The organism is Cellulomonas taurus (assembly GCF_012931845.1).
GTDB lineage: Bacteria > Actinomycetota > Actinomycetes > Actinomycetales > Cellulomonadaceae > Cellulomonas > Cellulomonas taurus.
In genome coordinates this window covers 1,527,827-1,546,228 of record NZ_CP051884.1, presented here as the reverse complement: position 1 = coordinate 1,546,228, position 18,402 = coordinate 1,527,827, and the positions used below count along the sequence as shown (strand labels likewise).

Here is an 18,402-nt window from a genome sequence, read left to right as displayed (position 1 = left end):
CCTACTGCCGGACGGCGCGGAGCGACGGGTGCGCACCCGCCGCGACCAGGTCCGCCACCGACTGGCGGGGCGCGTCGTCGGTGACCAGCGCCTCGCCGACCAGCACCGCGTCGGCACCGGCCCGGGCGTAGTCCATGACGTCGTGCGGGCCACGGACACCGGATTCGGCGACCCGGACCACATCGCTCGGGATGGACGGGGCGACCTTGGCGAAGGTGCCGCGGTCCACCTCCAGGGTCTTGAGGTCACGGGCGTTGACGCCGACCACACGGGCCCCGGCGTCGATCGCGCGCATCGCCTCCTCGGAGTCGTGCACCTCGACCAGGGCGGTCATGCCCAGGGAGTGCACCCGCTCCACCAGGGAGGTCAGCACCGTCTGCTCCAGCGCTGCCACGATCAGCAGCACCAGGTCGGCGCCGTGCGCCCGCGCCTCCCAGACCTGGTACGGCGTGACCACGAAGTCCTTGCGCAGCACCGGGATGTCCACCGCTGCACGCACGCTGTCCAGGTCGGCCAGGCTGCCGTTGAACCGGCGCTGCTCGGTGAGCACGGAGATGACGGACGCGCCGCCCTTCTCGTACTCGGCCGCCAGTGCCGCCGGGTCGGTGATGGTAGCCAGCGCGCCCTTGCTGGGGCTGGACCGCTTCACCTCCGCGATCACGGTCACCGCGTCGGCCAGCCGGAGGCGGGACACGCAGTCGACCGCGCCGCGGACGTGCGAGGCCCGCTCCTTCAGCTCGTCCAGCGAGGTCGCGGCCTGGCGCACGGCCAGATCCTCGCGGACCCCGGCCACGATGTCGTCGAGAACAGTTGCCATCGGACGTCTCCCCACTTCGGCGGCTCGGTCATCGTAGAGCCGCCCGGCGGGTGGTCGGACCACCCGCCCACCAGATGAGCTGCTCAGTGGTGGTGCGAGGGGGTGTGCTTGCCACCCTGGCCGAAGCCCGCGGCCCGCAGCACGATCCCGGCGACCACACCCGCGATCGCCGCACCCATCCCGACCCAGAACAACCAGACCAGGGAGAAGATCATCGCCAGGGCCGCCACCAGGAAACCGGCGACGACCACGTAGGTGACCGTCCAGGCCGCGACGGTGCGGCCGTGGTTGGTGGGCGGAGCCACCGGCGGGAGGCGCAGGGCCTCCATCCGCGGACCCTGTGCGGTGGCGGCGACGCCACCCCGGGGGTTCTCAGTACGCAGCGGCTGACCGGCCATCGTCTCCCAGCACCTTTCTGACGGAATGTCGCCACCCTAGCCGACGGTGACGGGCGAGGGCGCGCCCGAGGTGGTCAGACGCCGTTCCACCCGTCGATGAAACCCTGCGTGAAGGTGAAGATGAAGTACACCGCCGCCAGACCGAGCCCGATGTACCCGAGCACCAGACCCCAGGTCGCCATCGTGCCGTTGTTCGCCTGACCACGGCCGACCGCGCCCCGGGCCTGATGACCGGTGACGACCGCCCCGATCGCGGCCAGGAACGGGCACAGCGCCCAGAAGCCGACCACGCTGATGATGCCGAGCACCAGGGACCAGATGGCCAGGGAGTTCTTGGGGTAGGTCGCCACCGGCGGGTAGTACCCGCCGGCGGGGAAGCCGGACTGGGGGTACCCACCGGGCGGGGCGTACGCGCCGGGCGACGGGAACGCGCCCGGCTGCGGAGTCGCGGGCTGCTGCGAGTACGAGGCCTGGCTCTGGCCGTAGGGCGCCTGCGCGTACGGGTCCGGGGGCTGGCCGTACGGGGTCTGGGCCTGCGCGTACGGGTCCTGGGGCTGGCCGTACGGGGTCTGGGCCTGGCCGTACGGGGTCTGGGCCTGGCCGTACGGGTCCTGGGACTGGCCGTACGCCGGGCTGCCGAGCGGGGCCGCCGGGTACGGAGTCGTGCCACCGGACGCCGGTGCGTTCTCGGAGCCGGGAACCTGCTCACCACGGGCCCACTGGTCGTAGGGCGAGGGTGCGGCCTGGCCCGGCTCGTCGCTGGGACGGTGCGGGTCCTGCGGGTCAGGGGTGGACATGCTGCTCCTCGCGCTCGGCCGTGGGTCGCAGGACACCGTAGCGGCTGAACCGGCCCAGCAGGTCACCTGTCACCCGGGCGGCGCCAACCACCCCGCCCAGGCGGGCACGTTCCGCGCCAGCCCGTAGCCGAGCAACAGCACCAGGGCGACCACCAGCCAGCGGTCCGGCACCCGGAACCCGAGCGGCCGGCCCTGCCAACGTCGGAGCGCCCACCAGCCCCACAGTCCGACCAGCACCGGCACCAGCAGCACCCAGAGCGGGTTCATCGCCCAGGCCCCGGCCAGATCGCCGACCAGCAGGTCGTGCGTGGCGCGCAGACCACCGCAGGCCGGGCAGTACCAGCCGGTGAGGCCGTAGAGCGGGCAGACGCCCCAGGAGCCGGAGGCGTGCGGGTCGCGCAGCACCAGCGCGAGACCGGCGGCACCGATGACGGCACCCGTGATCAGCGGGGCACGGGCGGCACGCAGCCGGGCGACGGCTCCGGTGGGAGCCGTCGCCCGGGACCGCGCGTCGACCGTGGGGGTCAGTTGTTCGTCCCCAGGATGCCGGCCAGGCCACCGGTGATGCCGAGGATGACGACGATGATCAGCCAGGCCACGGAGATCCAGCCGAGCACGATGCCGGCGGTCGCCATGCCACCGTTGTTCGCCTCACCGCGGGCGACGGCCTTCTTGCTGTTGTTGCCGAGGATGATCGCCGGGATACCGGCGATACCGCAGACCAGCAGGCCGACGATGCCGAGGACCAGCGACCAGACGGCCAGGTTGTTCTTCGGGAAGCCGTACATCGGGGTCTGCGGGCCGCCCTGGCCACCCGGGTAGGACGGGTAGCCGCCGGCCGGGTCCTGGGGCGCACCGTACTGGCCGTACGACGGGGTCTGGCCGTACTGCGGGGTGGAGTCGCCGGTGCTGCCGTCACCGGGCTGGTACGGGTCCTGCGGCTGGTTCGGGGTGGACATCACGTCTCCTCGCGGGGAAGGTTGCGGTCACTGCACCGCAATCGCGGCACAGGCTATCCAGCCAGGCTGCTCGCCGCACAGTGGCGTCTCAGGTCAGGTCGGGTCGTCGCCCCGGCCCAGTGCGTCCCAGGTGGCCCGCTCGTCGTCCTCGGGCGGCTCGCTCCGGCGGGTGACCGGCTGCTGATCGGCCCGCTCGTGCCGCGACGACGGCGCTGCCCAGTGCGCCGACGCCCGCAGCAGCAGGATCGCGGCGATCACGACCAGCACGCCGAGTCCGACCGCGGCCCAGGGCCACGGCGCGAGGGTCACGTCGCCGTCGAGCACCCCGACCCCGGTGAGGTCGGCTGCCCGCTGCTGCGCCCGGTCCACCGCCCCCGCGCGCGCACCCAGGGCCCCGACCACCACCAGCGCGCCGGCGGCCGCGACCACCACGCAGACCACCCAGCGTCCGATCCGGCCGACCAGGCCGAGCGCGATCGCCGCGGCGGCCAGCACCAGCGACGCGCCGATCACGCCGGGGGCGGCGGCCGCACCGGTCACCCGGACGTCGACCGTGCCGATCACGGGCCCGGTGGCGGTGGCGGTGACCCAGGCGGGCAGCGTCACGGCGCCGCACAGCCCGGCGAGCACCAGGAGCAGCAGGACCCAGGGGCCGCGGCGGGTGGGGTTCATCGCACCGGCCGCAGCTGCGCGGCGATCTGCACCGCCCGGACGGCGGCGGCCGCCTTGTTCCGCGACTCCTCGTACTCCAGCTCCGGCACCGAGTCCGCGACCACCCCGGCCCCCGCCTGCACGCTGGCCCGGCCGTTGCGGATCAGCGCGGTGCGGATCGCGATCGCCATGTCCATGTTCCCGGCGAAGTCGAAGTACCCGACGGTGCCGCCGTAGATGCCGCGACGTGCGGGTTCGATCTCGTCGATCAGGGCGATCGCGCGCGGCTTCGGTGCACCGGACAGGGTCCCGGCCGGGAAGGTGGCCGTGAGCGCTTGCAGCGCGGTCGCCTGCGGACGCAGCTCGCCGGTGACCGTGGAGCAGATGTGCATGATGTGGCTGTAGCGGTGCACCTGCATGAACTCGCTGACCTCGACGGTCGCCGGGACGCAGACCTTGACCAGGTCGTTGCGGGCCAGGTCGACCAGCATCAGGTGCTCGGCGCGTTCCTTGGGGTCGACCATCAGGTCGTCGTGCAGGCGGCGGTCCTCCTCCGGGGTCGCCCCGCGCGGGCGCGATCCGGCGATCGGGAAGGTGGTGGCCTTCCGCTCGGCCACCTTCACCAGGGTCTCCGGGCTGGAGCCGACCACCGCGAAGTCACCGCCGTGCGCGTCCTGCAACTGGAGGTAGTACATGTACGCGCTCGGGTTGATCGTGCGCAGCACCCGGTAGACGTCCAGCGGGTCGGCCGGGCAGTCGAGGTCGAGGCGCTGGGAGAGCACGACCTGGAACACCTCGCCGTCCCGGATCGCCACCTGACCGGCACGCACCGCGTCCTGGTACTCCGCCCGCTCCGAACGGAACTCCAGCTCCGGGGCCGGGGCATCCGGCACCAGCGCCGACACCGCCGGAGCGGCACCGGTCAGCAGCTGCTGCTGCATCGCGTCCAGCCGGGTCACCGCGTCCGCGTGCGCCTCGTCCACCCGCTCGTCGGTGCCGTCGAAGTTGATCGCGTTGGCGACCAGCCACACCGAGCCGTCCCGGTGATCGGTGACCGCCAGATCACTGGCCAGGCAGAGCGACAGCTCCGGGACGTCCAGCTCCTCGGGTGCGGCCGCGGGCAGGGTCGGCTCCCAGTGCCGGACGATGTCCCAGCCCAGCGCGCCGACCAGGCCGCCGGTCAGCGGTGGCAGGCCGGCGATCTCCGGGGTGCGCAGCACCTCCAGGGTGCCACCGAGCACGTCGAGCACGTCACCCTCGGTGGGCACCCCGGCCGGGACGTCGCCGAGCCAGGCCGCCCGGCCGTCACGGACGGTGAGGGTGGCCCGGGAGCGCACACCGACGAACGACCAGTGCGACCAGGTGCCGTCCTGCTCGGCGGATTCCAGGATGAAGGTGCCGGGTCGTCCCTGGGCGAGGGTGCGGTACAGGCCGACCGGCGTGGTGTCGTCGGCCAGCAGGCGGCGCACGACCGGGATCACCCGCCGCTCGGTGGCCAGCTCGCGGAACTCGTCCAGTGCGGGCCAGGTCTGACCCCAGGGCACCTGGACCGGACCGGCGGCGTCGACGCCGCTCATGCCCGCTCCCCCACGACAGCGCCCAGGTCGCCGCCCGCCTCGAAGCAGGTGCGCGTCCCGGTGTGGCAGGCGGCGCCGACCTGGTCGACCCGGACCAGCAGCGCGTCACCGTCGCAGTCCAGCGCGACCGACCGCACGTACTGCGCGTGACCCGAGGTGTCCCCCTTGCGCCAGTACTCCCGCCGCGACCGGCTCCAGAACACCACGCGGCCCCCGGTGAGGGTGCGGCGCAGCGCCTCGTCGTCCATCCAGCCGAGCATGAGCACCTCGCCGGTGTCGTGCTGCTGGATGACGGCGGCGACCAGTCCGGCGTCGTCGCGCTTGAGTCGGGCAGCGATGGTGGGGTCCAACGTCTCAGTCACAGCAGTGATCCTGTCATGGGCGGTCAGCGGGTCTGGGCGACCCAGGCGGCATGCATCGAGGCGTAGACGCCGTCGGCGGCGACCAGGGTGTCGTGCGGTCCGAACTCGACGACCCGGCCGGCGTCGACCACCACCACCAGGTCGGCGGCCTCGGCGGTGGACAGCCGGTGCGCGATCGTGATGGTGGAGCGACCGGAGGTGAGCGAGTCCAGGGCGCGGGCGATCCGCACCTCGGTGGCCGGGTCGACCGCCGAGGTGGCCTCGTCCAGCACCAGCAGGTCGGCGTCGGCGAGGTAGGCGCGGGCCAGGGCGACCAACTGCCGCTCCCCCGCCGACAACGACTCGCCGCGCTGCCCCACCGAGGTGTGCAGCCCGGCGGGCAGCTCGCGCACCCAGTCGCGCAGGCCGAGCTCGTCCAGGGCGGCGAGCAGGGTGGCGTCGTCCGGCGCCGCGCCGTCCCGCAGCCCGTAGGCGAGGTTCTCGGCCAGCGTGGCGTCGAAGAGGAAGCCCTCCTGCGGCACCATCACCACCCGGCGACGCAGGTCGGTGGCCCGGATCTCGCGCAGGTCCACCCCGTCCAGCCGCACCGCGCCGTCCACCGGGTCCATCAGCCGGGTGACCAGCTTGGCGATGGTGGTCTTGCCGGACCCGGTGGCACCCACCACCGCGACCGAGCGACCGGCGGGCAGCGCGAGATCGACCTCGTGCAGCACGGTCGGACCACCCGGGTAGGCGAACCGCACCCCGTCCAGGCGCACCTCGGCCGGACCACGCGGCGAGGGGACCCCGGCCGGACCCGGGTCGGGGACCTGCACCGGGGTGTCGATGATGCCGAGCACCCGGCGCCACCCGGCGACCGCGTTCTGCAGCTCGTTCAGCACCTCGGTGGCCTGCTGCACCGGGCCGGTGAACAGCTGCACCAGGAACAGGAAGGCGAGCAGCTTGCCCACGGTCAGCGATCCGCCGATCCCGAGGTAGCTGCCGACCACGACCACGATCGCCAGCACCAGGTTCGCGACCAGCACGCCGGAGGAGAACACCAGCGACACGGTGTTCTGCGCCCGCACCTGGGCGTTCCGGGTGTCGTCGACCCGGGAGTCGATCGTGCGCTGGGTCCGGCGCTGCACGCCGTAGGCGCGGATCGTCTCGGCGCCCACCACGGACTCGGAGACGGCGCCGAGCATGGCGCCGACCCGCTCACGCACCCGGGTGTACGCGGCGTTCACCTTCTTCTGCAGCGGGTGCAGGGCGACGGCCAGCGGCAGGAAGCAGAGCCAGACCAGTAGCGCCAGCTGCCAGGAGTAGATCGCCATCAGCACGGTGGCCACGAAGACCTGCAGGACCGAGACCACCAGCATGATCCCGCCCCACTGCACGAACAGGGAGATGGTGTCGACGTCGCTGGTCACCCGGGACACCAACGAGCCACGGCGCTCGGTGTTCTGGGTCAGCACCGACAGGTCGTGCACATGGCGGAACGCCCGCACCCGCAGGGCGGCGAGTCCGGCCTCGGATGCCTTGAACAGCCGGATGTTCACCGCGGCGGAGCACACCCCGCCGATCACCAGCGCCACCGCCGCACCGGCGACCAGCACCAGCACCCGCTGGACGTCCGGTCCGCCGTCGGCGAGCACACCGGAGTCGATGGTCTGCTGCACCGCGATCGGCACGACGACCTTGCCGCCCGCCGCGATCACCGCGAGCAGGAAGGTGATCCCGATCCCCTGCACCAGCTGTGGCGACACCTGCACCCCGCGCCGCAGGGTGCCGAGCACCCCCAGCTGCTCGGTGTCGCCCAGGGCGCGCTGCCCCTCGGTCGCGCTCATCGCTCGTCCCCCGCCATCGCCTCGTCGTCCAGCGCGTCCGCCCGGGCCTCGGCCCGTCGCTCCGACTCCTGTTCATAGGCGGTCGCGAGCGCCCGGTACCCGGGGTCGCGCTCCAGCAGTTCACCGTGGGTGCCGTGATCGACCACCCGGCCGTTCTCCAGGTGCAGCACCTCGTCGGCGAGGGCCACCGAGCTCATCCGGTACGCGACCAGCAGCACCGTCGGCCCGGCACCGCCGGTGTGCGACCGCAGGCCGGTGAGGATGTCCCGCTCCACCCGCGGATCGACCGCGCTGGTCGCGTCGTCCAGGATCAACAGCCGGGGTCGTCGCACCAGTGCGCGGGCGATCGCCAGGCGCTGACGCTGCCCGCCGGACAGGTTGGACCCGCGCTCGCCCAGCGGCGCGTCGAGCCCGCCGGGCAGGTCGCGCACCACGCCGTCCACCCGGGCCAGCCGGAGCGCGTCCCACACCTCGTCGTCGGTCGGCGCCCCGGCGTCGCCCGGATCGGCCAGCGTGACGTTGCCGCGCACGGTGTCCTCGAAGACGAAGGTCTGCTGCCCGACCAGCACCACCTGGGCGGTCAGGTCGTCCGCCGCCAGGTCGCGCACGTCGATGCCGTCGACCTCGATCCGGCCGGTGGTCGGGTCGGAGAGCCGGGGCACCAACGACACCAACGTCGTCTTCCCCGCGCCGGTGGAGCCGACCACCGCGACCACCCGGCCGGGGGCCACGTCGACGTGCACGTCCCGCAGGATCGCCACCGGACCGGCGGGTCCGGGCACCTCGACCCCGACGCCGGACATCCGCAGCGCGGCGCCCTCCCCGGTCCGGGTCAGCGGCGTGGAGCCGGGCCGCATCTGGCCCTCGGCGTCGACCACCCGGGCCAGCCGCTCCTGCCCGACCAGGGCGCGCGGGATGTCACCGAGCACCCAGCCGAAGGCCCGCACCGGCACCGCCATCAGGGTCAGCAGGTAGGCGGCGGAGACGATGTCACCGGTGTTCACCGCACCGGTGGTCGCCCGCCACACGCCGACCACCAGGACGAGCAGCGAACCCAGGCTGGGCAGCATGTCGATCACCGGGTCGAAGTACGCCCGGACCACGCCCACCCGGACGTTCGCCGCGCGCAGCTGGTCGGCGCGGCCGGCGAACTGCCGCTCCTCGCGGTCCTCGGTGCCCAGCGCCTTGACCAGCAGCGCCGCCTCGAAGGACTCGTGCGCGTTGTCGGCGACCTCGGCGCGCAGCTCCTGCGCCCGGGTCACCGCCGGCGACATCTTGCGCTGGAAGAACACGTTCGCCAGCACGGCCAGCGGCAGCACGATCAGCGCCGCCAACGCCAGGTACGGGTCGGTGGTGAACAGCGCCACCGCGGCGACGCCGATCATCACCACGACACCGAGGGCGAAGGGCAGCGGGTTGAACACGTTCGTCGCGGCCTCCACATCGGAGGAGGCGTTGGACAGCAGCTGCCCGGTCGGGTGCCGCCGGTGCCAGGACATCGGCAGGGCGAGGTACTGCCGGGTCACACCGCGCCGCCACATCGCCTGCTGGTCCGAGACGCCGATCCCGGCGAACACCCGGCGCCCGGCCACCGACAGTGCCAACGACAGGGCGACCAGCGCCAGAGCACCCCCGGCGAGCCAGATCCGGCCGCGCGCCTCGGCGTCTCCGGCCAGTGCGGGGACCACGACGGTGTCCGTCGCCCAGCCCAGCACCCGGCTGACCGCCACGGTGAAGGCGCCGAAGGCGGCCGAAGTGCCGATCGCCAGCACGTAGGTGCCCGGCTGGGAGGCGATGCCGCGACCGAGCAGTAGGGCGGAACGTCGGGTCACCGATCCGGTCAGGGTGGCGGGACGACGCGGGGTGGAGCGGGGTGGCACGACAGGCCTTCCTGGTCGGCGAACGAGCTGCTCAGGATCTTCTCATGGGGTACAGACAGGCCGAGGGGCCGGCCACCCGCAGGTGACCGGCCCCTCGGACCGTGATGCGTACCGGAATCAGTTACCGGTCAGCTTCTCCCGCAGAGCAGCCAGCGCCTCGTCCGAGGCGAGGGTGCCGGTGGCCTCCTGGGCCGGAGCCGAGGAGTAGGAGCTGCTGCTGGAGGACGGGGTCGAGGAGGACGAGCTCGACGAGGAGCCTGCCACCTCACCCGCGGCGGCCTCGGCGTCAGCCTTGGTCGCGTCCAGCACCTGCTTGCGGTGCGCCTCCCACCGGGCGTGCGCCTCGGCGTACTGGCCCTCCCAGGCCTCACGCTGAGCGTCGAAGCCCTCGAGCCACTCGTTGGTGGTCGGGTCGAAGCCCTCGGGGTACTTGTAGTTCCCCTCCTCGTCGTACTCCGCCGCCATGCCGTACAGGGCCGGGTCGAAGTCCTCGGAGGTCGGGTCGAAGCCCTCGTTCGCCTGCTTCAGCGACAGCGAGATCCGACGGCGGTCCAGGTCGATGTCGATGACCTTGACGAAGACGTCGTCGCCGACCTGCACGACCTGCTCCGGGACCTCCACGTGGCGGACGGCCAGCTCGGAGATGTGCACCAGACCCTCGATGCCGTCCTCGACGCGCACGAACGCACCGAACGGAACGAGCTTGGTGACCTTACCCGGGACGACCTGGCCGATGGCGTGGGTCCGGGCGAAGGCCTGCCACGGGTCCTCCTGGGTCGCCTTCAGCGACAGCGAGACCCGCTCGCGGTCGAAGTCGACGTCCAGGACCTCGACCGTGACCTCCTGGCCGACCTCGACGACCTCGGACGGGTGGTCGATGTGCTTCCAGGACAGCTCGGAGACGTGCACCAGACCGTCGACGCCACCCAGGTCCACGAAGGCACCGAAGTTGACGATGGAGGACACGACACCGGGACGGACCTGGCCCTTCTGCAGGGTCTGCAGGAAGGTGGAGCGGACCTCGGACTGGGTCTGCTCAAGCCAGGCACGGCGGGACAGGACCACGTTGTTGCGGTTCTTGTCCAGCTCGATGATCTTGGCCTCGATCTCCTTGCCGACGTACGGCGCGAGGTCGCGGACACGACGCATCTCCACCAGCGAGGCGGGCAGGAAGCCGCGCAGGCCGATGTCGAGGATGAGGCCACCCTTGACGACCTCGATGACGGTGCCGGTGACGACGCCGTCCTCCTCCTTGATCTTCTCGATCGTGCCCCAGGCGCGCTCGTACTGTGCGCGCTTCTTGGACAGGATCAGACGACCTTCCTTGTCCTCCTTCTGGAGGACCAGGGCCTCGACCGCGTCGCCGACCTGGACGACCTCACCGGGGTCCACGTCGTGCTTGATCGAGAGTTCCCGGGACGGGATGACGCCCTCGGTCTTGTAGCCGATGTCCAGCAGGACCTCGTCGCGGTCGACCTTGACGATGGTGCCCTCGACGATGTCGCCATCGTTGAAGTACTTGATGGTCGCGTCGACAGCGGCGAGGAAGTCCTCGGCGGAACCGATGTCGTTGATCGCGACCTGGGGGGTGCCGGACTTGGCGGGGGTGGAGATGCTCATGTAGGGGTGGGCTCCGATGCGGACAGAGACGTTGTGCGGACAGGGATCGGGCCGCTCCGCCGGGTGGCGGTGGTCCGGGTTCGTACTGGATGGTGCTGGTGATCGCCGTCGCACGGATTGACCCGCGCGGGCACGCGACACCGCCGACCATCCTACCGACGGTTGTGACAGTGGGTCAAAGCCGACACTCAGGCCAGCGCGCGCGCCACGTCCAGCAGATCCCGCGGGACGTGCTTGACCTTGCCCGCGATCTCCGACAACGGCACCAGCGCGATGTCCTCGCCGTGCAGCGCGGTCATCACGTTGGTCTCGCCCCGGCTGATCGCGTCGATCGCGGCGACACCGAACCGGCTGCCCAGGATCCGGTCGGCCGGCACCGGCGAACCGCCGCGCTGCACGTGGCCCAGCACGGTCACCCGGGTGTCGAAGCCGGTGCGCTGCTCGATCTCCTGCTTGACCCGGTCGCCGATGGCGCCGGCGACGATCTCCCCGAACTTGCCCACCGGCGCGTCGTAGCTCATCGCGGTGCCCTCGGCCGGGATCGCGCCCTCCGCGACCACCACGATGGAGAAGTTCGCGTGCGCACGGTGCCGGTGCTTGAGGAACTTGACGACCTTCTCGATGTCGAAGGGCTCCTCCGGTGCCAGCACCAGCTCGGCGCCACCGGCGATGCCCGCGGTGACGGCGATCCACCCCGCGGAACGGCCCATCACCTCGACGATCATCACGCGGTTGTGCGACTCGGCGGTGGTGTGCACCCGGTCCAGCGCCTCGGTGGCGATCTCCACCGCGGTGTCGAAGCCGATCGAGCGGTCGGTGCCCCAGACGTCGTTGTCGATGGTCTTGGGGATCGCGACGATCTTGACCCCGGCCTCGGCGACCTTGGAGGCCGCGTGCAGGGTGCCGTCGCCGCCGATGCAGATCAGCGCCTCGATCCGCTCGGCCTCCAGGGTGGACATCACGGCGTCGATGCCGCCGTCCGCCGAGTGCGGGTGGAACCGCGCGGTGCCGAGCAGGGTGCCGCCGACCGGCAGCACGTTGCGGATGTGGCTGCGGGTGAGCGGGATGATGTCGCCGTCGACCACACCGCGCCATCCGTTGCGGAACCCGATGATCGAGTGGCCGTACTCCCCCTCCCCACGCTTCACCACGGCTCGGATCGCGGCGTTGAGGCCCGGGACGTCGCCGCCTCCGGTGAGCAGTCCGACTCGCACGCTGAAAGCTCCTTCATGGTCGGTGGGGGGATGGCCCGGGCTGCGGCGCGCGGGTGTGACCAGGCTATCCGGGTCCGGGGCCGCCACGATGAGTCGGAGGTCCCGCGGCGTGTTCGGCGTGGTCAAGGCCAGTGCGTCGAGGGCGCGCCGGGGTCTCACGGCCCCGGGGCGACGCAGCGAGGTCGTCTACCGTCGGGGCATGACTGCAGACCAGCCGGGTCCGATGGCCGACGCCGGGTACCGCGAGGTGGCCGATGCCGCGGCGACCGGGGCCGGGCGGCTGTGGTGGGACGCGAACGCCGCCGAGTACCTGGACGAGCACGGCGAGTTCCTGGGCGACGACGACTTCTGCTGGTGCCCGGAGGGACTGCGCGAGGTGGACGCCCGGCTGCTCGGCGACGTCCGCGGTCGACGGGTGCTGGAGGTCGGGTCGGGGGCGGCGCAGTGCGCACGCTGGCTGGCCGGTCAGGGCGCCGAGGTGGTGGCCACCGACGTGTCCGGGTCGATGATGGCGGCCGCCGCGCGGATCGGCGGCGGGTTCCCGCTGGTGCAGGCCGATGCCCGAGCACTGCCGTTCCCGGACGCCAGCTTCGACACGGTGTTCACCGCCTACGGCGCGATCCCGTTCGTGCCGGACGCGGAGCGGGTGCACGCCGAGGCGTTCCGGGTGCTGCGGTCCGGGGGTCGGTGGGTGTGCTCGGTGACGCACCCGATCCGGTGGGCGTTCCCGGACGACCCCTCCGAGCGCGGGCTGACCGCCGACCGGTCCTACTTCGACCGGCGACCGTACGTGGAGACCGACGCGGCCGGGCGGGTGCTGTACGCCGAGTACCACCGGACGCTCGGCGACCACATCGCGGAGCTGGTCGGCGCGGGCTTCGTGCTGGACCGCCTGGTGGAGCCGGAGTGGCCCGACGGGCACGACCGCACGTGGGGCGGCTGGAGCCGGCTCCGCGGCGAGCACATCCCCGGCACCGCGATCCTGGTGGCGCACAAGCCCTGACCCCGGCGCTCGCCCAGTGCTGGTCGAGTCACTCCCTCGGGAAACGCGCCGGCAGTCGGCGGAGCGGGGGGCCTGGCGGTCAGTGGCCCGCTTCGTGCCAGGAGTGCCCCTGTCCGACCGAGACGTCGAGCGGGACGTCCAGCGGGTAGGCGGAGGCCATCTGCTCGCGGAGCAGCGCCTCGACGGCGTCACGCTCGCCGGGGGCCACCTCCAGGACCAGCTCGTCGTGCACCTGGAGCAGCATCCGGCTCTTCAGCTGCTGGGCGACGAGTTCCCGCTGCACGCCGAGCATCGCCAGCTTGATGATGTCGGCCGCCGAGCCCTGGATCGGGGCGTTCAGGGCCATCCGCTCCGCGGACTCGCGTCGGATCCGGTTGTCGCTGGTCAGGTCGGGCAGGTAGCGGCGCCGGCCGAGGATCGTCGCGGTGTAGCCCACCCCGCGCGCCTCCTGGGCCACGGTGCCGAGGTAGTCGCGGACCCCGCCGAACCGGTGGAAGTAGTCCTCCATCAGCGCGGCCGCCTCGCCGACCGGGATCGTCAGCTGCTGGGACAGCCCGAAGGACGACAGCCCGTAGGCCAGGCCGTAGCTCATCGCCTTGATCTTCGACCGCTGCGCACTGGACACCTGGTCGGTCGGCACGTTGAACACCCGGGAGCCGACGTAGCTGTGCAGGTCCTCGCCGCCACGGAACGCCTCGATCAGGCCCTCGTCCCGGGACAGGTGGGCCATGATCCGCATCTCGATCTGCGAGTAGTCGGCGGTCAGCAGCGTCTCGTAGCCGTCGCCGACGACGAACGCCCGGCGGATCTGCCGTCCGGCCTCGGTGCGGATCGGGATGTTCTGCAGGTTCGGGTCGGTGGAGGACAGCCGGCCGGTGGCGGCGATGGTCTGCTGGAAGGTGGTGTGGATCCGGCCGTCCGGGGCGACCGACCGGAGCAGGCCCTCGACGGTCTGCCGGAGCTTGATCGCGTCCCGGTGGGCGAGCAGCGCGGCCAGGAACGAGTGCTGGGTCTTGGTGAACAGGTCCGCCAGCGCCGACGCGTCCGTGGTGTACCCGGTCTTGGTCTTCTTGGTCTTCGGCATGTCCAGCTGGTCGAAGAGCACCTCCTGCAGCTGCTTCGGCGAGCCGAGGTTCACCTCCCGACCGATCGCGGCGTACGCCTCCGCCGCCGCGCGCTGGACGGTGGCGTCGTACTGCTGCTCCAGCTCGGCCAGGTAGTCGGTGTCGACCGCGATGCCGATGTGCTCCATCCCGGCGAGCACGCCCTCCAGCGGCAGCTCGACATCGGTGAGCAGGTGGCTCGCGCCCCGGTCGTCGAGCTGCTGGGCCAGCACGTCGGCCAGGTCCAGCACCGCCGCGGCACGGATCGCCGCGCGCAGCTGCTCGTCGTCGCCGTCCAGCCCGAGGTCGAGCGCACCCTGCGGCTGGTCCGACTCCGGCGGGGTCAGCTCCCGGTGCAGGTAGGCCAGCGCCAGGTCGGCGAGGTCGTAGCCGCGCCGCTCCGGCTGACACAGGTAGGCGCCCAGCTCGGTGTCGAAGACCACCCCGGCCAGTGACAGCCCGCGGCCGGTCAGCGCGTGCCAGGCCTCCTTGGCCGCGTGCACCACCTTGGCGGCGTCGGCGTCGGCCAGCCACGCGGCCAGGGCCTGCTCGTCCGCCGGGTCGATCCGGAGCAGGTCATAGGCGACGGCCTGACCACCGGCGGCGAGGGCGATCCCCCAGGCGTCACCGCCGGAGGGGGCGTGCGAGCCCTGGACGTCGACGCCGAAGCGCTGGCCCGCGTGTGCCGACAGCCACGACCCGAGTCCACCGGCGGCGGGGGTGACCAGCTCGGGTCCGACGGCGGTCAGCGGCTCGTCCACCGGGCCGTCCGGGCCGCCGTCGTCGCCGGGTGCCACCGCCAGCAGCCGTTCCCGGAGCTGGCCGCGGAACTCCAGCTCCTCCAGCAGCTCCAGCACGGCGGGGCGGTCCCACGGGCGGCGGATCAGGTCGTCCGGGCCGAGCGGGAGCTCGAGGTCGTCGACCAACCGGTTCAGCTCGCGGTTCAGCACCACCTGATCCAGGTGGGTGCGCAACGACTCGCCCGCCTTGCCCGTGATGTCACCGGCGTGCGCGACCACGCCGTCCAGGCCGTCGTAGGCGGTGATCCACTTCGCGGCGGTCTTCGGGCCGACGCCGGGGACGCCGGGCAGGTTGTCCGACGACTCCCCCACCAGCGCCGCGATGTCCGGGTACCGGTGCGGCGGGACGCCGTACTTCTCCTGCACCGCCGCCGGGGTCATCCGGGCCAGCTCGGAGACCCCCCGGACCGGGTACAGGACCGTGACCTGGTCGTTGACCATCTGCAGGGCGTCCCGGTCGCCGGTGCAGACCAGCACGTCCATCCCGGCCGCCGACCCCTGACGGGCGAGCGTCGCGAGGATGTCGTCGGCCTCGTAGTCGGCCTTGGTCAGCACCGGGACGTTCATCGTGCCGAGCAGCTGCCGGATCACGTCGACCTGGCCGCGGAACGGCTCCGGCGAGGCGTCCCGGGTCGCCTTGTACTCGGGGTAGCGCTCGGTGCGGAAGGTGACCCGGCCGAGGTCGAAGGCCACTGCGACGTGGGTGGGCTCCTCGTCCCGGAGCAGGTTGGCCAGCATGGACGCGAAGCCGAACACCGCGTTGGTGGGCTGCCCGGTCACGGTGGCGAAGTTGTCCACCGGGAGGGCGAAGTAGGCGCGGTAGGCCATCGAGTGGCCGTCCACCAGCAGGAGTCGCGGTCGCGTCGCAGCAGTCACGGATGACAACCTATCCGCCATGACCGACAGCACCTTCCCGGACCACACCCTGATGACCCGGATGGGCATGACCCTGGACGAGGTCGGCGCCGATCGCACGGTGGGCCGGATGCCCGTGGCCGGGAACACCCAGCCGTTCGGGCTGCTGCACGGCGGGGCGAGCGCGGCGCTGGCCGAGACGCTGGGCTCCTACGCGGCCAACGTGCACGCCGAGGAGGTCGGCCGGCGAGCGGTGGGCGTCGAACTGAACGTCACCCACCACCGGTCGGCGACGGACGGTGAGGTGATCGGCACGGCCACCGCCCTGCATCGCGGCCGCAGCCTGGCGACCTACGAGGTGGTGGTCGAGGACCCGCGCGGTCGACGGGTCGCCACCGCGCGGCTGACCTGCATGCTGATCGACGCCAGGCCGCGGGACTGACTCTCCGCCCGACCGGCGCGGGCGGCGCGCCGCCGGGCGACCAGGTCGTCGATCCCCCGGGCACGCGGACCCGCCTCGCCGGACAGCCGGCGCTGCAACGCCTCCGTGCTGACCACCCGGTGCGCCGCCGCCGGGGCGAAGCCGAGCCGGGACAGGAACCGCAGCACCCCGCGTGCGCCGGGCAACGGCACCGCGTAGACCTCGGTCGCACCGACCTGTTCGGCGGCCTCGGCGACCCCGGCCAACAGGGCGTGACCGATGCCGCGGCGCCGGGCGGACTCACCGACGTACACCGCCTCGATGGCGACCGACACCTCGTCGGTGAACAGGCTGGGGCCCACCACCCGGGCCAGGACGAGGCCCTGGACCTGGCCGTCCAGCTCCCCGACCAGCGCGACGGCACCGGGCTCGACGGCGAGGGCGCCGACCTGGTGGCGCAGCCGCTCGGGGTCGTCGGTGCACAGCTGGGAGCCGAGCAGCGACTCGGCGCGGGCGGCCAGACAGAGGTCGATGATCGGGTCGACGTCCTGCGGACGGGCCGGGCGTACGACCGCTGCTGAGCGCATGGTGTCCGCGACCTCCTCGTGTCATCCCCCGCTGCTGTGGCCCCGGCATCATGGCAAACCCGGGGTCCTCCTGCCTAGTCGCCGCAGAAACTCATCGCCCTCAACACGACGGAAACGCCGTGGACACACGCTGTCCCTAGCGTCTGCCGGGTTCACAGGCCAGTCACTGGTGACCCGACCGGACGGAGGACCAGGTGCGCTCAGCCGCGACCTCGTTGTTCTTGCTCGTCTTCGCGTTTCTCTGGTTGTCCCCCGTCGCCGCGCAGGCGGCGACCGCCCCGTGCGTCACCGATCCCGCCACCGGCTGCATCAACGGCACGCTCAGCACCTCGGCCCGGGAACCGGCGGCCGGCGTCACGCTGGAGGTGTCCGGCCCCGGCGGCACGGTGGAGGTGACCACCGGGCCGGACGGGAAGTGGTCGGCGCCGGTGACCGAGGCGGGTGAGTACACCGTCACCCTCGACCCGGCGACCCTCCCGGCCGGGGAACAGCTCCGTGATCCCGCCGCCAACCCGCGCACGGTCACCGTGCAGCTCGGGTCCTCGTCCGGGGCACTGTTCGCACTGGGCGCCCCGACCGCCGCGGAACCGGAGCCCAGTGCCAGCGCCACGACTGCCCCGCAGGCCGAGTCCACCTCCGGCGGGGGCGGCTCGAACCGGGTGCTGCAGCAGGCGGTGAACGGCCTGGTGTTCGGCGTGCTGCTGGCGCTGGCCGCGGTCGGGTTGTCGCTGATCTACGGCACCACCGGGCTGAGCAACTTCGCGCACGGCGAGCAGGTGACCCTGGGGGCGATCCTGGCCTACGTCGGCTGTCAGATCCTCGGCCTGCCGCTGCTGGTCTCCGGGCTGCTCGCGGTGCTGCTGGGCGGGGTCTCCGGCTGGGTGCAGGACACCGGGCTGTGGCACCAGCTGCGCAAGCGCCGGGTCGGCACCACCCAGCAGATGATCGTGACCATCGGTCTGTCGATGGCGTTGCAGTACACCTACCAGTTCTTCTTCGGCGGGGGGCAGCTCCGCATCGTCACGACCAACCCGACCATGCTGACGCTGGGCTCGGTGCGGATGAGCGTGACCTCCGCGGTGTCGCTGGTGCTGGCGGTGCTGGTGCTCGGCGCGGTGGCGTACTTCCTGCTCGGCACGCGGGTCGGCCGCGCCACCCGCGCGGTGTCGGACAACCCGGCACTGGCCGCCGCCTCCGGGATCACGGTGGAACGGATCATCCGGCTGGTCTGGGTGATCGGCGGCGCGCTGGCGGCCCTCGGCGGCGTGCTGATGGGCCTGTACCTGAACGCGACCAACTGGAACATGGGCGGGGCGCTGCTGCTGCTGATGTTCGCGGCGGTGACCCTCGGCGGTCTCGGCCAGGCATTCGGTGCCCTGGTCGGGTCCATCGTCATCGGCCTGGTGGTCGAGATGTCCAACCTCGTGATTCCGAGCGACATGCGCTACGCCGGCGCGCTGCTCATTCTCATCCTCGTCCTGCTGCTGCGGCCGCAGGGAATCCTCGGCCGCGCCGAGCGGATCGGTTAGGAG

General features: G+C 72.4%; 17 protein-coding genes. 3 read left to right on the top strand and 14 right to left on the bottom strand.

Annotated elements, in window-relative coordinates; genetic code table 11:
* Nucleotide 1: 1 nt before the first annotated feature.
* The 12 genes from trpC to HGK68_RS07090 form a co-directional block, all read right to left on the bottom strand.
* Entirely contained in the window at nucleotides 2-817 is an 816-nt protein-coding gene (trpC, locus tag HGK68_RS07145; RefSeq protein WP_169165345.1) for an indole-3-glycerol phosphate synthase TrpC, read from the bottom strand.
* A gap of 83 nt (nucleotides 818-900) precedes the next feature.
* Complete coding sequence (locus HGK68_RS07140; protein ID WP_246260660.1) at nucleotides 901-1,215, bottom strand: HGxxPAAW family protein; 315 nt, start codon at nucleotides 1,213-1,215, stop codon at nucleotides 901-903.
* A gap of 74 nt (nucleotides 1,216-1,289) precedes the next feature.
* Nucleotides 1,290-2,012, bottom strand: a complete 723-nt coding sequence (locus HGK68_RS07135; RefSeq protein ID WP_169165343.1) for a DUF4190 domain-containing protein — start codon at nucleotides 2,010-2,012, stop codon at nucleotides 1,290-1,292.
* A 69-nt stretch (nucleotides 2,013-2,081) separates the two neighbouring features.
* Entirely contained in the window at nucleotides 2,082-2,417 is a 336-nt protein-coding gene (locus tag HGK68_RS07130) for a DUF2752 domain-containing protein (RefSeq protein ID WP_246260657.1), read from the bottom strand.
* A 119-nt stretch (nucleotides 2,418-2,536) separates the two neighbouring features.
* Nucleotides 2,537-2,971 (bottom strand): DUF4190 domain-containing protein, encoded by a 435-nt coding sequence (locus HGK68_RS07125; protein WP_169165342.1) that lies wholly within the window; start codon nucleotides 2,969-2,971, stop codon nucleotides 2,537-2,539.
* 93 nt (nucleotides 2,972-3,064) lie between these two features.
* Nucleotides 3,065-3,643, bottom strand: a complete 579-nt coding sequence (locus tag HGK68_RS07120; RefSeq protein WP_169165341.1) for a Trp biosynthesis-associated membrane protein — start codon at nucleotides 3,641-3,643, stop codon at nucleotides 3,065-3,067.
* A complete protein-coding gene (locus HGK68_RS07115) occupies nucleotides 3,640-5,199 on the bottom strand; it encodes an anthranilate synthase component I (RefSeq protein ID WP_169165340.1) in 1,560 nt (519 codons plus the stop codon). The genes HGK68_RS07120 and HGK68_RS07115 overlap by 4 nt, the downstream gene beginning before the upstream one ends.
* Nucleotides 5,196-5,561 carry a phosphoribosyl-AMP cyclohydrolase gene (gene hisI, locus HGK68_RS07110; protein ID WP_169165339.1) on the bottom strand — a complete coding sequence of 122 codons (366 nt, stop codon included), beginning with the start codon at nucleotides 5,559-5,561 and terminating at the stop codon, nucleotides 5,196-5,198. The genes HGK68_RS07115 and hisI overlap by 4 nt, the downstream gene beginning before the upstream one ends.
* A 23-nt stretch (nucleotides 5,562-5,584) precedes the next feature.
* Nucleotides 5,585-7,387, bottom strand: a complete 1,803-nt coding sequence (locus tag HGK68_RS07105; RefSeq protein ID WP_169165338.1) for an ABC transporter ATP-binding protein — start codon at nucleotides 7,385-7,387, stop codon at nucleotides 5,585-5,587.
* The gene (locus HGK68_RS07100; RefSeq protein ID WP_169165337.1) at nucleotides 7,384-9,267 is read right to left on the bottom strand and encodes an ABC transporter ATP-binding protein; all 1,884 of its coding nucleotides are present in this window, start codon (nucleotides 9,265-9,267) and stop codon (nucleotides 7,384-7,386) included. Before HGK68_RS07100 ends, HGK68_RS07105 begins: the two co-directional genes overlap by 4 nt.
* 117 nt (nucleotides 9,268-9,384) lie before the next feature.
* Entirely contained in the window at nucleotides 9,385-10,887 is a 1,503-nt protein-coding gene (gene rpsA / locus HGK68_RS07095) for a 30S ribosomal protein S1 (RefSeq protein WP_169165336.1), read from the bottom strand.
* A gap of 188 nt (nucleotides 10,888-11,075) precedes the next feature.
* Entirely contained in the window at nucleotides 11,076-12,101 is a 1,026-nt protein-coding gene (locus tag HGK68_RS07090; protein ID WP_169165335.1) for a 6-phosphofructokinase, read from the bottom strand.
* Between the two features lie 199 nt (nucleotides 12,102-12,300).
* Between HGK68_RS07090 and HGK68_RS07085 the strand changes: the two genes are divergently transcribed.
* Nucleotides 12,301-13,104 carry a class I SAM-dependent methyltransferase gene (locus tag HGK68_RS07085; protein WP_169165334.1) on the top strand — a complete coding sequence of 268 codons (804 nt, stop codon included), beginning with the start codon at nucleotides 12,301-12,303 and terminating at the stop codon, nucleotides 13,102-13,104.
* Nucleotides 13,105-13,183: 79 nt separating this feature from the next.
* Here HGK68_RS07085 and polA read toward each other — a convergent pair whose 3' ends face one another.
* Nucleotides 13,184-15,904: a DNA polymerase I gene (gene polA / locus HGK68_RS07080; RefSeq protein ID WP_169165333.1), complete on the bottom strand. Its 2,721-nt coding sequence runs from the start codon at nucleotides 15,902-15,904 to the stop codon at nucleotides 13,184-13,186.
* On the opposite strand from polA, the gene HGK68_RS07075 reads away from it, so the two are divergent.
* The gene (locus HGK68_RS07075) at nucleotides 15,903-16,304 is read left to right on the top strand and encodes a PaaI family thioesterase (RefSeq protein ID WP_169165332.1); all 402 of its coding nucleotides are present in this window, start codon (nucleotides 15,903-15,905) and stop codon (nucleotides 16,302-16,304) included. The genes polA and HGK68_RS07075 overlap by 2 nt on opposite strands.
* Here the strand turns inward: HGK68_RS07075 and HGK68_RS07070 are convergent.
* A complete protein-coding gene (locus tag HGK68_RS07070; protein WP_169165331.1) occupies nucleotides 16,214-16,870 on the bottom strand; it encodes a GNAT family N-acetyltransferase in 657 nt (218 codons plus the stop codon). The two genes, HGK68_RS07075 and HGK68_RS07070, sit on opposite strands and share 91 nt — an antisense overlap.
* Before the next feature lie 194 nt (nucleotides 16,871-17,064).
* On the opposite strand from HGK68_RS07070, the gene HGK68_RS07065 reads away from it, so the two are divergent.
* Nucleotides 17,065-18,399 (top strand): branched-chain amino acid ABC transporter permease, encoded by a 1,335-nt coding sequence (locus tag HGK68_RS07065; RefSeq protein WP_169165330.1) that lies wholly within the window; start codon nucleotides 17,065-17,067, stop codon nucleotides 18,397-18,399.
* The last annotated feature ends 3 nt before the right edge of the window (nucleotides 18,400-18,402 follow it).

What these genes read in the sequence shown, in the direction of transcription:
- HGK68_RS07135 (WP_169165343.1), bottom strand. Translation starts at nt 2,012, where the DNA reads ATGTCCACCCCTGACCCGCAGGACCCGCACCGTCCCAGCGACGAGCCG.
- polA (WP_169165333.1), bottom strand. Translation starts at nt 15,904, where the DNA reads ATGGCGGATAGGTTGTCATCCGTGACTGCTGCGACGCGACCGCGACTC.
- HGK68_RS07115 (WP_169165340.1), bottom strand. Translation starts at nt 5,199, where the DNA reads ATGAGCGGCGTCGACGCCGCCGGTCCGGTCCAGGTGCCCTGGGGTCAG.
- HGK68_RS07075 (WP_169165332.1), top strand. Translation starts at nt 15,903, where the DNA reads ATGACCGACAGCACCTTCCCGGACCACACCCTGATGACCCGGATGGGC.
- HGK68_RS07120 (WP_169165341.1), bottom strand. Translation starts at nt 3,643, where the DNA reads ATGAACCCCACCCGCCGCGGCCCCTGGGTCCTGCTGCTCCTGGTGCTC.
- HGK68_RS07105 (WP_169165338.1), bottom strand. Translation starts at nt 7,387, where the DNA reads ATGAGCGCGACCGAGGGGCAGCGCGCCCTGGGCGACACCGAGCAGCTG.
- trpC (WP_169165345.1), bottom strand. Translation starts at nt 817, where the DNA reads ATGGCAACTGTTCTCGACGACATCGTGGCCGGGGTCCGCGAGGATCTG.
- HGK68_RS07070 (WP_169165331.1), bottom strand. Translation starts at nt 16,870, where the DNA reads ATGCGCTCAGCAGCGGTCGTACGCCCGGCCCGTCCGCAGGACGTCGAC.
- rpsA (WP_169165336.1), bottom strand. Translation starts at nt 10,887, where the DNA reads ATGAGCATCTCCACCCCCGCCAAGTCCGGCACCCCCCAGGTCGCGATC.
- HGK68_RS07140 (WP_246260660.1), bottom strand. Translation starts at nt 1,215, where the DNA reads ATGGCCGGTCAGCCGCTGCGTACTGAGAACCCCCGGGGTGGCGTCGCC.
- HGK68_RS07125 (WP_169165342.1), bottom strand. Translation starts at nt 2,971, where the DNA reads ATGTCCACCCCGAACCAGCCGCAGGACCCGTACCAGCCCGGTGACGGC.
- HGK68_RS07085 (WP_169165334.1), top strand. Translation starts at nt 12,301, where the DNA reads ATGACTGCAGACCAGCCGGGTCCGATGGCCGACGCCGGGTACCGCGAG.